General features: G+C 54.7%; 13 protein-coding genes and 1 other annotated feature. Of the genes, 9 read left to right on the top strand and 4 right to left on the bottom strand.

Translation table 11 applies throughout. From position 1 onward, the window contains the following. Nucleotides 1-23 precede the first annotated feature (23 nt). The 3 genes from rluB to rnm all read right to left on the bottom strand — a co-directional run bounded on the left by rluB (nt 24) and on the right by rnm (nt 2,512). Complete coding sequence (gene rluB, locus GA0061071_RS10280; protein WP_088237634.1) at nt 24-902, bottom strand: 23S rRNA pseudouridine(2605) synthase RluB; 879 nt, start codon at nt 900-902, stop codon at nt 24-26. A gap of 96 nt (nt 903-998) precedes the next feature. Continuing rightward, nucleotides 999-1,619 carry an L-threonylcarbamoyladenylate synthase gene (locus GA0061071_RS10275; protein ID WP_061496210.1) on the bottom strand — a complete coding sequence of 207 codons (621 nt, stop codon included), beginning with the start codon at nt 1,617-1,619 and terminating at the stop codon, nt 999-1,001. Beyond that, entirely contained in the window at nt 1,616-2,512 is an 897-nt protein-coding gene (gene rnm, locus GA0061071_RS10270) for an RNase RNM (protein WP_170933840.1), read from the bottom strand. The genes GA0061071_RS10275 and rnm overlap by 4 nt, the downstream gene beginning before the upstream one ends. A gap of 145 nt (nt 2,513-2,657) precedes the next feature. Further along, nucleotides 2,658-2,752 (top strand) — a sequence feature (Trp leader region). A gap of 22 nt (nt 2,753-2,774) precedes the next feature. Between rnm and GA0061071_RS10265 the strand changes: the two genes are divergently transcribed. From GA0061071_RS10265 to GA0061071_RS10240, 6 genes are all read left to right on the top strand, one after another. Next, nucleotides 2,775-4,337, top strand: coding sequence for an anthranilate synthase component 1 (locus tag GA0061071_RS10265; RefSeq protein ID WP_061496214.1), 1,563 nt, complete (start codon nt 2,775-2,777; stop codon nt 4,335-4,337). Next, complete coding sequence (trpD, locus tag GA0061071_RS10260) at nt 4,337-5,932, top strand: bifunctional anthranilate synthase glutamate amidotransferase component TrpG/anthranilate phosphoribosyltransferase TrpD (protein WP_061496216.1); 1,596 nt, start codon at nt 4,337-4,339, stop codon at nt 5,930-5,932. The genes GA0061071_RS10265 and trpD overlap by 1 nt, the downstream gene beginning before the upstream one ends. Nucleotides 5,933-5,935: 3 nt before the next feature. Beyond that, entirely contained in the window at nt 5,936-7,294 is a 1,359-nt protein-coding gene (gene trpCF / locus GA0061071_RS10255) for a bifunctional indole-3-glycerol-phosphate synthase TrpC/phosphoribosylanthranilate isomerase TrpF (protein ID WP_088237635.1), read from the top strand. Between the two features lie 11 nt (nt 7,295-7,305). Then, nucleotides 7,306-8,499 carry a tryptophan synthase subunit beta gene (gene trpB / locus GA0061071_RS10250; RefSeq protein ID WP_061496220.1) on the top strand — a complete coding sequence of 398 codons (1,194 nt, stop codon included), beginning with the start codon at nt 7,306-7,308 and terminating at the stop codon, nt 8,497-8,499. Next, nucleotides 8,499-9,308 (top strand): tryptophan synthase subunit alpha, encoded by an 810-nt coding sequence (gene trpA / locus GA0061071_RS10245; protein ID WP_061496222.1) that lies wholly within the window; start codon nt 8,499-8,501, stop codon nt 9,306-9,308. Before trpB ends, trpA begins: the two co-directional genes overlap by 1 nt. 135 nt (nt 9,309-9,443) lie before the next feature. Next, nucleotides 9,444-10,694 carry a chloride channel protein gene (locus GA0061071_RS10240; RefSeq protein ID WP_245191416.1) on the top strand — a complete coding sequence of 417 codons (1,251 nt, stop codon included), beginning with the start codon at nt 9,444-9,446 and terminating at the stop codon, nt 10,692-10,694. Nucleotides 10,695-10,733: 39 nt separating this feature from the next. On the opposite strand, the gene ompW is transcribed toward GA0061071_RS10240, so the two are convergent. Next, entirely contained in the window at nt 10,734-11,369 is a 636-nt protein-coding gene (gene ompW / locus GA0061071_RS10235; RefSeq protein WP_061496226.1) for an outer membrane protein OmpW, read from the bottom strand. Between the two features lie 280 nt (nt 11,370-11,649). Here ompW and GA0061071_RS10230 point away from each other — a divergent pair, with 280 nt between their 5' ends. Genes GA0061071_RS10230 through GA0061071_RS10220 form a run of 3 tightly spaced genes read left to right on the top strand, consistent with a single transcriptional unit; the run spans nt 11,650 to nt 13,410 of the window. After that, complete coding sequence (locus tag GA0061071_RS10230; RefSeq protein ID WP_061496228.1) at nt 11,650-12,054, top strand: YkgJ family cysteine cluster protein; 405 nt, start codon at nt 11,650-11,652, stop codon at nt 12,052-12,054. A gap of 24 nt (nt 12,055-12,078) precedes the next feature. Beyond that, nucleotides 12,079-12,822 carry a YciC family protein gene (locus tag GA0061071_RS10225; RefSeq protein WP_061496229.1) on the top strand — a complete coding sequence of 248 codons (744 nt, stop codon included), beginning with the start codon at nt 12,079-12,081 and terminating at the stop codon, nt 12,820-12,822. Nucleotides 12,823-12,867: 45 nt separating this feature from the next. After that, nucleotides 12,868-13,410: a septation protein A gene (locus GA0061071_RS10220; protein ID WP_061496231.1), complete on the top strand. Its 543-nt coding sequence runs from the start codon at nt 12,868-12,870 to the stop codon at nt 13,408-13,410. Nucleotides 13,411-13,455 lie beyond the last annotated feature (45 nt).

The following is a 13,455-nucleotide window of genomic DNA, read 5'->3' as shown; positions in this document are numbered from 1 at the left end:
GGGGCTTTCGCCCCTTTTTTGTTTTAATCGTTCTTCGTGCGCCCACCCGCAGCACGGCGGTTACCGGCTGGCTGGTTGTGGCGTTTCACGGCACGGCGGATCTGATTGGCTTTCATGCGACGACGATCTTTTTCTACCGCCACCTTCGACTGCGTTTCCGCTTCCAGTCCAACCAGCTCGCGCAAGTAGTTCGTTTGTGCGAGATCCAACTCCGTCCAGCCGCCACGCGGCAACCCTTTCGGCAGAGGAATGTCGCCGTAACGAACGCGGATAAGACGGCTCACCTGCACGCCCACCGCTTCCCACAGGCGGCGTACTTCGCGGTTACGGCCTTCGGTCAACGTCACGTTGTACCACTGGTTAATCCCTTCGCCACCGCTGAATTTAATGGTTTTGAAGGCTGCCGGACCGTCTTCCAGTTGCACGCCGCGCGCCAGTTCGCGCACTTTATTATCATCAACTTCGCCGAACACGCGCACAGCATATTCGCGTTCAACTTCACGGCTTGGGTGCATTAATCGGTTCGCCAGCTCACCGTCTGTGGTAAACAGCAGCAAACCGCAAGTATTGACGTCGAGACGACCCACCGCGATCCAGCGCGCACCGCGCAGTTTCGGCAGACGGTCAAACACCGTCGGGCGACCTTCCGGATCGTTGCGCGTGCAGAGTTCACCTTCCGGTTTGTAATAAGCCAGCACGCGGCAAATCTGCTCAACGGACTCTTTGACCGAAATAAGGTGACCATCAATACGGATTTTTAGCCCCGGCGTTACATCCACACGGTCGCCCAGTGTCGCAATTTTGCCATCCACACTGACGCGGCCGGCTTCAATAATAGATTCGATTTCACGGCGGGAACCGTGGCCAGCTCGCGCCAGCACTTTCTGTAGTTTCTCGCTCATAGAGCATCCTTCAGGTGTCGCCTTCACAGGCGTCGAATAGGGTCATCAGTACGGCAATGCCGCTGAAATGGCCGCGTAGTATAGCGACTTGCGCCGCTATAAGAAAGGCTTAACGTCGCCGACACCTTCACGGATCACCACCGGCGCATCATCCGTTAAGTCCACCACCGTTGTTGGCTGCTGGCCGAGATAGCCGCCATGGATAATTAAATCCACCTGCTTCTCCAGACGATCTTTGATTTCATCGGGATCCGACTCGGTAAAATCGCTACCCGGCAGCATCAGGGATGTGGAGAGCATCGGTTCATTGAGCGCTTCCAGTAGGGCCAGTGCAATCGGATTCGACGGCACACGCAAGCCAATGGTCTTGCGTTTTTCTTGCAATAAACGACGCGGCACGTCCTTCGTCCCCTTAAGGATAAAGGTGTAATTGCCTGGGGTGTTATTTTTGATCAGCCGAAAAGCGATATTGTCCACGAACGCATAAGTCGACAGTTCAGACAAATCGCGGCACATCAGCGTAAAGTTGTGACCATCCGGCAGATGACGAATACGACAAATTCTCTCCATCGCACTTTTATCTTCAATTTTGCACCCCAGTGCATACCCGGAGTCAGTGGGATAGACGATCACACCGCCCTTGCGCACAATGTCCACCGCCTGATTAATCAGGCGCGGTTGCGGGTTTTCCGGATGAATATAAAAAAACTGACTCATACTTCCCTCTCTGTCTTGTTCTGCGGCTGCTCCCAGCGTTGCCAGACGCCCTCAACCCCGGCAGGAAGCCAGAGTTTACGCCCCAGTTCGATCCACGGGCAGGGCTGGTGGAAATCCGAGCCTTGCGATGCCAGCAAACCAAACTGACGAGCATAAAGGGCGAGCTGTGCACGTTCATTGGGAGCCTGCTGGCATTGGGCAACTTCCATTGCCTCACCGCCGCTTTGAGCAAAATGCGCCAGCAGTCTTTTCAGCCATTTAGCGGACAGGTTATAACGCCCTGGATGGGCCAGCACTGCCGTTCCGCCAGAATGATGAATCACTTCAATAGCTTGTTCTATTGTACACCACTGCGGAGGAACATATCCGGTTTTCCCGCGAGCAAGGTACTTTTTAAAGACGTCAGCCATTGTATTTGCCTTACCCATTTCGACCAGGAAGCGGGCGAAATGACCGCGAGTCACCGAGGCCCCCTGCGCCAGCCGCTGTGCCCCTTCCCACGCGCCCGCAATGTGCGCCTTTTCCAGGCGTTCGGCGATAAGCTTCGCACGCTGCAACCGCCGTTCTGCTTGCGCCTGCAAAAAATCGCGCATTTGCGGATGGTCAATGTCGATATTCAAGCCAACAATGTGAATTTCGTGATTTTCCCAGACCGTGGAGATCTCCACGCCGGTAATCAGTCGCAGGTTCAACCCAGCGCGGGCAATTTCCGCCTGCGCTGCGGGAATGGCGTCGGTGCTGTCATGGTCGGTGATCGCCAGCGTTCCCACGCGCATATCGACAGCACGATGCACCAACTGTTCCGGGGAAAGCAGACCATCGGAAGCCGTCGTGTGGCTGTGAAGATCATAAATAATGGCGTAATTCGTGTCGCTCAAAGCGGCTCCGCTAATTCATCAGGATAACTGTTTGTCCCTTATCATAACGGTTTGCCATGTTTTTCTGAAAGCGAGGGTTGACATTCCCTCAACGAACCAGTTAACTAGTACGCAAGTTCACACGACAAGGTATCCTATAATGAATGCACATATCTCCGTTAATCGTTGGTGGCGCACTCCCTGACAGGGCTGTGAGATCACGTGCGCATTCAGCATACCGATACCCCGGCCCGCTCCTACAGCGGGCTTTTTTTTGAACAAATTAATGAGAGCGATTATGCAAACGCAAAAACCGGCACTCGAACTTCTGACCAGCAACGCCGCCTATCGGGGTAACCCAACGGCGCTGTTCCATCAACTCTGCGGCGCACGCCCGGCAACATTACTGCTGGAGTCTGCGGATATCGACAGCAAAAATGATTTAAAAAGCCTGCTGCTGGTCGATGCTGCGCTGCGCATTACTGCTTTAGGTGACACTGTCACCATCAAAGCCCTGACAGTGAACGGTGCCGCATTACTGCCCCTGCTGGATGCCGCGCTTCCGACAGGGGTTGAAAATACAGTCTCCGTGGATGGACGCGAGCTACGCTTCCCGCCTGTCAGCACGCTGCTTGATGAAGACGCCCGCCTCTGTTCACTCTCGGTTTTTGACGCATTACGCCTGCTGCAGGATCTGCTGGTGGTTCCGGCCAATGAACGCGAAGCCATGTTTTTTGGCGGGTTGTTCGCCTATGACCTGGTAGCAGGTTTCGAAGATTTACCGGCCCTTACCCACGACCGCCGCTGCCCGGATTACTGTTTTTATCTTGCAGAAACGTTACTGGTGATCGACCACCAAAAACAGCAAACCCGCATCCAGTGCAGTCTGTTCAGCAACGCCGATAGTGAGAAAACTCGCCTGACACAGCGCATTGACGCGCTGCGCCAGGAATTGGATCTCGATGCACCGTCACTGCCAGTGGTGACTGTTGAACATATGCGCTGCGATACCAACCAGAGCGATGAAGAGTACGGCGCTGTGGTACGTGAGATGCAAAAAGCGATTCGCGCTGGGGAAATTTTCCAGGTGGTGCCTTCGCGTCGTTTCACGTTGCCCTGCCCGTCGCCGCTGGCAGCCTATGAAGTGCTGAAAAAGAGCAATCCAAGCCCATACATGTTCTATATGCAGGACGATGATTTCACCCTGTTTGGCGCGTCACCGGAAAGTTCATTGAAGTACGATGCCAGCAATCGGCAGATTGAAATTTACCCGATAGCCGGTACGCGCCCCCGCGGACGTCGCCCGGACGGTTCCCTGGATCGCGATCTCGACAGCCGTATCGAACTCGATATGCGTACCGATCACAAGGAGCTGTCAGAGCACCTGATGTTGGTGGATTTAGCGCGTAATGACCTTGCGCGGATTTGTACCCCTGGCAGTCGCTATGTCGCCGATCTGACCAAAGTCGACCGTTATTCCTATGTTATGCATCTGGTTTCCCGCGTGGTGGGCGAATTGCGCGCGGATCTTGACGTGCTACATGCGTACCGCGCCTGTATGAACATGGGCACCCTGAGTGGTGCGCCGAAAGTCCGCGCGATGCAATTGATTGCTCAGGCGGAAGGCGCACGCCGTGGCAGTTACGGCGGTGCAGTGGGTTACTTCACCGCCCATGGCGATCTGGATACCTGCATCGTCATCCGCTCGGCATGGGTTGAAGATGGCATCGCCACGGTGCAAGCCGGCGCAGGCGTGGTGCTGGATTCAGTGCCGCAATCTGAAGCTGACGAAACCCGCAACAAAGCCCGCGCGGTTCTTCGCGCGATTGCCACCGCACATCATGCACAGGAGACGTTCTGATGGCTGACATTCTGCTGCTCGATAATATCGACTCTTTTACCTATAACCTGGCGGATCAGCTGCGTGCGAGTGGACATAATGTGGTGATTTACCGCAACCATGTGCCTGCGCAAACCTTAATTGACCGCCTGGCATCCATGCAAAATCCGGTGTTAATGCTCTCTCCGGGGCCTGGCGCGCCATCCGAAGCGGGTTGCATGCCGGAACTGCTGACCCGCATGCGCGGTAAGTTGCCAATTATCGGCATCTGCCTTGGGCACCAGGCGATTGTTGAAGCCTACGGTGGTTATGTTGGCCAGGCGGGTGAGATCCTGCACGGTAAAGCTTCCAGCATTGAACATGACGGTCAGGCGATGTTTGCAGGCCTGAGCAACCCACTGCCCGTAGCGCGTTATCATTCGCTGGTAGGTAGCAATATTCCGGCCGGTCTGACGATTAATGCGCACTTTAATGGCATGGTGATGGCAGTCCGTCACGACGCCGATCGCGTCTGCGGCTTTCAGTTTCACCCGGAATCCATTCTGACCACCCAGGGCGCGCGTCTGCTTGAACAAACACTGGCCTGGGCGCTACAGAAACTGGAGCAAACCAATACGCTGCAACCGATTCTGGAAAAATTGTACCAGGCGCAGACGCTAAGCCAGCAGGAGAGCCACCAGCTCTTTTCTGCGGTGGTGCGCGGCGAACTCAAACCGGAACAACTGGCCGCCGCGCTGGTCAGCATGAAGATCCGCGGCGAGCACCCGAATGAGATCGCTGGCGCAGCGACTGCCTTGCTGGAAAATGCAGCACCCTTCCCACGCCCGGACTATCCTTTTGCCGATATCGTGGGCACAGGCGGGGACGGCAGCAACAGCATCAATATATCCACCGCCAGCGCGTTTGTCGCCGCAGCCTGCGGGCTGAAAGTGGCCAAGCATGGTAATCGCAGCGTCTCCAGTCGCTCCGGCTCCTCGGATTTACTGGCTGCATTCGGTATCAATCTCGATATGAATGCAGACAAGTCACGCAATGCACTGGATGAGTTAGGTGTGTGCTTCCTGTTCGCGCCGAAGTATCACACCGGTTTCCGCCATGCGATGCCCGTCCGTCAGCAGTTGAAAACCCGCACCTTGTTCAACGTGCTGGGTCCATTGATCAACCCGGCGCATCCGCCGCTGGCGTTGATTGGCGTCTACAGCCCGGAACTGGTGCTGCCTATCGCCGAAACGCTGCGCGTACTCGGTTATCAGCGTGCTGCCGTGGTTCACAGCGGCGGTATGGATGAAGTCTCCCTGCACGCACCAACGCTGGTCGCGGAGTTACATGATGGCGAGATCAAAAGTTACCAGCTGACTGCCGCAGACTTCGGCCTGACACCTTATCATCAGGAGGCGCTGGCGGGTGGCACACCGGAAGAAAACCGTGACATTCTGACACGCTTATTACAAGGTAAAGGTGAAGTCGCCCATGAAGCCGCCGTGGCTGCCAACGTTGCGATGCTGATGCGTTTGCACGGCGAAGAGGATTTACGGGCCAACGCGCAAAAAGTACTGGATGTGCTGCACAGTGGAGCAGCGTACGACAAAGTCACCGCACTTGCGGCACGAGGATAAATAATGCAGACCGTTTTAGCGAAGATCGTCGCGGATAAAGCCATATGGATTGCAGCACGCAAGGAGCAGCAGCCGCTGGCCAGCTTCCAGAATGAGGTGGTACCGAGCACACGCCGTTTTTACGACGCCCTGCAGGGAACGCGCACGGCATTTATCCTGGAGTGCAAGAAAGCTTCGCCATCGAAAGGGGTGATCCGTAGCGATTTCGACCCCGCACGTATCGCCGGTATCTATAAACATCATGCGTCAGCCATTTCTGTGCTGACCGATGAGAAATATTTTCAAGGTAGCTTTGATTTTCTGCCGATTGTCAGCGGGATCGCCCCGCAGCCCATTCTCTGCAAAGACTTTATTATCGATGCCTACCAAATTTATCTGGCACGATATTACCAGGCCGATGCCTGCCTGCTGATGCTCTCCGTACTGGATGACACACAGTATCGTCAGTTGGCTGTGGTGGCCCATAGTCTGAATATGGGCGTGCTGACGGAAGTCAGCAACGAAGAGGAGCTACAGCGCGCGATTGCGCTGGAAGCGAAAGTTGTGGGCATTAACAACCGCGATCTGCGTGACCTCTCCATTGATCTGAATCGCACCCGTCAGCTTGCGCCACGCCTGGGCACCGGGGTTACCGTCATCAGCGAATCGGGCATTAATACCTATGCACAGGTACGGGAACTGAGCCATTTTGCTAACGGTTTCTTGATTGGTTCCGCCCTGATGGCGCACGACGATCTGGATGCGGCGGTTAAACGCGTGCTGCTGGGTGAGAATAAAGTCTGCGGTTTAACCCGCGCTGAAGACGCACATGCCGCCCACCAGGCTGGCGCTATTTACGGGGGTCTTATTTTTGTTGCCAGTTCACCGCGCGCCGTCGATGAAACGCAGGCACAGGCTGTTATGAAAGGTGCACCACTGCAATATGTTGGCGTTTTCCGCGATGCGCCGGTTGAGGATGTGGCGGCAAAAGCCGGCAAACTGGGCCTGTGCGCCGTACAGCTGCACGGCAGCGAAGATCAGCCTTATATCGATGCGTTGCGTGCTGCGCTGCCACCGCAGACGCAAATCTGGAAAGCACTCAGCGTGGGCGATAGCCTGCCGCCGCGGAATCTGCAGCGAGTAGATAAATACCTGTTCGACAATGGACAGGGTGGCAGCGGCAAACAGTTTGACTGGTCGCTGCTTGCGGGCGAACCGCTCGATAATGTCCTGCTGGCAGGCGGTCTGGGTGCGGACAATTGCGTACAAGCGGCCAAAACCGGTTGTGCCGGACTTGATTTTAATTCAGGCGTGGAATCGGAACCGGGTATTAAAGATGCCAGCAAACTGGCCTCGGTGTTCCGCACGCTTCGCGCTTATTAAGGAAAGAGAGAATGACGACACTACTGAACCCCTATTTTGGCGAGTTTGGCGGAATGTATGTTCCGCAAATCCTGATGCCAGCACTGCGTCAACTGGAGGAAGCATTTGTCAGCGCCCAAAGTGATGCCGAATTCCAGCAACAATTTACTGATCTGCTGAAAAACTATGCTGGCCGCCCGACTGCGCTGACCCGGTGTCAGAATATTACTGCCGGAACCCGCACCACCCTCTATCTGAAGCGTGAAGATCTGCTGCACGGCGGCGCGCATAAAACCAACCAGGTTCTGGGTCAGGCCCTGCTGGCAAAACGCATGGGCAAAACGGAAATCATCGCCGAAACCGGTGCCGGTCAACACGGCGTTGCATCAGCCCTCGCCAGCGCCCTGCTCGGTCTGAAGTGCCGCATTTATATGGGTGCAAAAGACGTTGAACGCCAGTCGCCGAACGTTTTTCGTATGCGTCTGATGGGCGCAGAAGTGATCCCGGTGCACAGCGGTTCCGCCACCCTGAAGGATGCCTGTAATGAAGCCCTGCGCGACTGGTCCGGCAGCTATGAGACAGCGCACTATATGCTGGGCACGGCGGCCGGTCCGCACCCCTTCCCGACCATCGTGCGTGAATTCCAGCGTATGATCGGTGAGGAAACCAAAGCGCAGATCCTCGAAAAAGAAGGTCGTCTGCCAGATGCCGTCATCGCTTGTGTTGGCGGCGGATCTAATGCCATTGGTATGTTTGCCGACTTTATCAATGACACGGCTGTCGGGTTAATTGGTGTTGAGCCCGCCGGTCATGGTATCGACACCGGCGAGCATGGTGCTCCGCTGAAACATGGCCGCGTCGGCATCTACTTCGGTATGAAGTCACCGATGATGCAAACCGACGAAGGTCAGATAGAAGAGTCTTACTCGATTTCCGCCGGGCTGGATTTCCCGTCAGTCGGGCCACAGCATGCGTATCTCAATAGTATCGGGCGCGCAGACTATGTCTCCATTACCGACGATGAAGCCCTGGATGCCTTCAAAACCCTGTGTCTCCATGAAGGCATTATTCCGGCACTGGAATCCTCCCATGCCCTTGCGCATGCGCTGAAAATGATGCGCGAAAACCCGGAAAAAGAGCAGTTGCTGGTGGTCAACCTCTCCGGACGCGGCGACAAAGACATCTTCACCGTACACGATATTCTGAAAGCGCGAGGGGAAATCTGATGGAACGTTATGACAACCTGTTTAAACAGCTGAACGCGCGCAAAGAAGGCGCTTTTGTCCCCTTCGTCACGCTTGGCGATCCGTCGCCGGAACACTCGCTGAAGATCATCGACACGCTGATTGAAGCCGGAGCAGACGCACTGGAACTGGGGATCCCCTTTTCCGACCCGCTGGCCGATGGCCCGACCATCCAGAATGCGACCCTGCGCGCATTCGCGTCCGGCGTCACCCCGAGCCAGTGTTTTGAAATGCTGGCGACCATTCGCCAGAAACATCCCTCCATTCCGATTGGTCTGCTGATGTATGCCAACCTGGTGTTTAACCGGGGTATTGATGAGTTTTACGCTCAGTGCGCAAAAGTGGGCGTCGATTCAGTACTGGTTGCAGATGTCCCTATCGAGGAATCCGCCCCCTTCCGCCAGGCGGCGATGCGCCATAACGTTGCGCCTATTTTTATCTGCCCGCCGAACGCCGATGACGATCTGCTGCGTCAGATTGCGTCCTACGGGCGCGGTTATACCTATTTGTTGTCCCGCGCTGGTGTGACCGGTGCGGAAAACCGTGCCGCGCTGCCACTGCATCATCTGGTGGAAAAGCTGGCCGAATACCATGCTGCGCCTGCGTTACAGGGATTTGGTATTTCGTCGCCGGATCAGGTGTCCTCTGCGATTAATGCGGGGGCCGCTGGGGCGATCTCCGGTTCCGCCACCGTGAAGATCATTGAAAACAACCTCAATAATCCTGCCGCCATGCTGGCAGAGTTGAAAACCTTTGTTCAGCAGATGAAAGCCGCAACGTTACTACGTTAACCCCTAATACCGCCCGATTCGTCGGGCGGTGATCTCCTCTCTTTGTGCTCCTGTTTTACATAACTCATTGTTAAAAAGTTCATATTTTCTGTGGAATAATAGCAACGACGGCTCCCCACAATAGATATGACTCTGATGCGTAAAACCGATTCCCCGATCTGGCACAACCAATGGATAGCGCTGTTGTTGACCGGCGTTCTTGCCGGTGTGGCAGGCATGTTGATAGCCCTTCTGCTACATGAAATCCAGCACCTTGCTTTTGGCTACAGCCAGCGGTCACTGATTGGCGGGCCACCTTTCCTGCAGGGGGTAAGCGATGCCAGCGCGCTGCGCCGTCTGGCAGTGCTCAGCGCAGCAGGGATTGTTGCGGGCTGCGGGTGGTGGCTACTGGCGCGTTATGCCAAAAAACGCGTCAGTGTTGGTACAGCAGTGAACGATGTCACGCAGCCAATGCCCACCGTCACCACGTTGTGCCATGCCTTTCTTCAGGTGATTACTGTCGCGATGGGTTCTCCATTAGGCAGAGAAAGTGCGCCCCGCGAAGTTGGCGCACTGTTTGGGGGCAGCATCGCCCGCCATTGTGGGTTGAGTGCACAGGAGACAAAACGGGTGATTGCCTGCGGCGCAGGAGCAGGGTTGGCGGCGGTTTATAATGTTCCACTTGCTGGCGCGATTTTCACGCTGGAAGTACTGCTGGTGACGATCAGTTGGGATGCGGTGATCGCTGCTGTCGTCACGTCAGCCGTTGCTGCATTCGTCGCTTCACTGGTGCTGGGGAATGAACGTCAGTACCTCTTCACTTCCCCGGAAGCCCCCTTTTCGCTTATCGTTTGGGCCCTGCTATCAGGCCCACTTTTCGGTTATGCGGCACACCTTTTCCGGCGCATGACGACAACCGCACGGAGACAGGTAAAAAGTAACTGGCAACTGCCCGTATTCTGTTTTATCGCTTTTGCCTGCCTTGGTCTGCTCTCAATCTGGTTTCCACAGTTGCCGGGAAACGGACGCGGCCCGGTGCAGTTGAGCTTCGGCGGCGGCGTAACGTTGCCGTTGGCAGCGATCCTGATTGGCCTGAAAGTATTGAGTATCTGGTTAGTGCTGCGCAGCGGTGCGGAAGGAGGCTTACTGACACCCGGTCTGGCGATTGGCGCGTTGCTTGGCGCGCTGATGTTCCTGATAGTTGGATCCTTTTTCCCCAACACGGATATGGCGGAATTCGCGCTGACGGGGGGTGCGGCTTTTCTGGCGTCCTCAATGCAGATGCCGCTGACCGCCATCGTGCTGCTGATGGAGTTCACCGGAATGGACTTCAGCTTTTTTGTACCGCTGACGTTAGCTGTGGCTGGCGCCTATATGACCTGCCGTTATCGCAAAAACGCAGAGTAAAAAGGCTGGTCGTTCATTGACCAGCCTTGCGCATCCTGCTCAGAAACGGTAACCCGCGGAGAACATAAACACCCACGGATCCAGACGAGTGCTGACACTCTGCTGCTGACCGTTATGTTTAAAACGCACATCCGTATCAATATCCATGTACCACACCGACATGTTAATCAGCCAGTCACGGTTGATTAAGTAGTCCAGCCCCACCTGGCCGGCCGCACCCCAGGAGTCTTTCAGGCTCAGGTCGGAAAGCCCCGCCTCTTTACCGGTATCGTTAAATTTTTCGTTAAAGAAGGTAGTGTAGTTGATGCCTGCGCCAATATAAGGCCGCACTGCGCTTTTGGCATCGCCAAAATACCATTGCGCCATGAGTGTCGGCGGAAGATGACTGACGGTGGCGATATCGCCGGTGGGTTTCGTACCTACATGATGGCGAAACGGCGTTGCCGCCAGCAGTTCAACACCGACATTATCGGTTGCCATCCACGTCATTGTGAGACCCAGTTGGGTATTGTTGCTGACATTAAAGCTGCCCAGGCTGCCCAACACATTATCAGAACCTGCTGTCGGACGGACGGTGGCGGAACCGGCACGAAGGAAAAATTCGCCTGCTTCGTGCGCGTACGCGCCCCCGGAAAGCGTGCCCAGAATCAGTGCTGCCACGGCTAATCTTTTCATATCCACTCCATGATTAAGGTTTTTAACGCGCCGTGAATATACCTACAACTGGGTACAAAGTGATCTAACACAGATCACACTTAATGCTGTAATTTAACATTCATTGATCTGAGATAATTTTTACCGCCAGACACAATCATTAACTTTTGTATTCACATCAATTTTTGCCAAATAAACACGTTAAAAAATTCCCCGACTCCCATCTTGTGCACCTGTTTATGCGGCGCTAAGTTAGTGGCCTGACAATATGTGTTGATGCGTCGTTAAGTGCAGGTACGTTATGAGTTCACTCAATCCGTGCATGTCGTGCGGAGCTTGTTGTGCGTATTTTCGGGTCTCTTTCTATTGGGCTGAAGCAGATGATGCTGGCGGCCCTGTCCCGGCTCAACTCACTGAGCCGCTTACTCCTTTTTTGCGCTGTATGAGCGGAACCAACCAGAAACAGAGCCGCTGCGTGGCGCTGGAAGGGACACCTGGCGAATCTGCACGCTGCAGCATTTACGAAGGACGTCCGTCACCCTGTCGTGAATTTGCCATGTCCGGCGAAGATGGCCAGGTGAATGAAGCCTGCGATCGCGCCCGCGCGCGGTACGGATTAGCGCCTCTTTACAAAGATATGCTTTTCCATACAAGCAGTGATGCTGCCACTGAGGGTGTATTCAGGGTACAATTACCTGATATTTAACATCGCAATACTCAAGGAGAGTGCATGTCTATCACGGCGAAATCCGTTTACCGTGACACGGGGAATTTTTTTCGTAATCAGTTTGTTACCCTTTTACTGATTGCATTGTTATGCGCATTTATTACCGCAGTGCTGGGGCATGCTTTTTCGCCCAGTGAAGAGCAGCTCTCTATTTTAAGTGAAGGTGATAATCTGGCAGGCAGCGTGGGTTTGTTTGAGCTGGTGCAAAATATGACGCCGGAACAGCAAAGCGTACTGCTGCGTGCTTCAGCCGCGTCAACATTTTCTGGTCTGATCGGCAACGCGATTCTGGCAGGCGGCGTACTGCTGATGATTCAGATGATCTCCGCCGGTCATCGCGTCAGCGCGTTGCGCGCTATCGGTGCCAGCGCCCCGGTGTTACCAAAGCTGTTTCTGCTGATCCTGCTGACCACGTTTATGGTGCAGATTGGTATTATGTTTATCATTGTACCCGGTGTGATACTGGCCATTTTGCTGGCGTTTGCCCCTGTTATCCTTGTTCAGGATAAAATCGGCATCTTCGCGGCTATGCGCAGCAGTATGCGCCTGAGCTGGACCAACATGCGCCTGGTAGCGCCCGCGGTGCTAGGGTGGCTGCTGGCAAAAACACTGTTGCTGCTGTTTGCACATAATCTGGCGGTGTTTACCCCGGAAGTGGGTGCGGTGATCGCCAATACTCTCAGTAACCTGATCTCAGCCGCGTTGCTTATTTATCTGTTCCGCCTCTATATGCTGATGCGTGCGTGAATAGCCTGGCTGCCCGGTGGGCAGTCCTCTTGATGGAATCGTTGAATGAAGCAGTTTCTTGATTTTCTGCCCCTCGCGCTCTTTTTCGTGGTCTATAAAATGTACGACATTTTCGCCGCGACCAAAGTGCTGATTGTGGCCTCCGCTATCGTGTTGATTTACTGCTGGATCCGCTATCGTAAAGTGGAAAAAGTGGCGTTGATTACGTTCGTGCTGGTGGCTATCTTTGGTGGGTTGACCATCAAATTCCATGCGGTGGAGTTTATTAAATGGAAGGTCACGGTGATTTACGGTCTGTTTGCCTTCGCTTTACTGTTCAGCCAGTGGGTAATGAAAAAGACGCTGATCCAACGCATGCTGGGTAAAGAGTTAACCCTTCCCGACGCTGTGTGGTCAAAACTGAACATTGCCTGGGCGCTGTTCTTTATTGCTTGTGGCCTGGCCAATATCTATGTCGCGTTCTGGTTATCGTTTGATACCTGGGTGGATTTTAAAGTCTTTGGTCTGACCATTCTGACGCTGATTTTCACTGTGTTAAGCGGCGTCTATATCTACCGACATATGCCGCCGCAGGACGATAAATCCTGACCATTATACGCCAGGCCCAGCGCCTGGCTTTTTCTGTGTTCTCCG

It is taken from the genome of Kosakonia oryzendophytica (genome assembly GCF_900094925.1).
Classification (GTDB): Bacteria; Pseudomonadota; Gammaproteobacteria; order Enterobacterales; family Enterobacteriaceae; genus Kosakonia; species Kosakonia oryzendophytica.
Note: the sequence above shows the minus strand (reverse complement) of the source record. Positions and strands in the feature narration are given on the sequence as shown.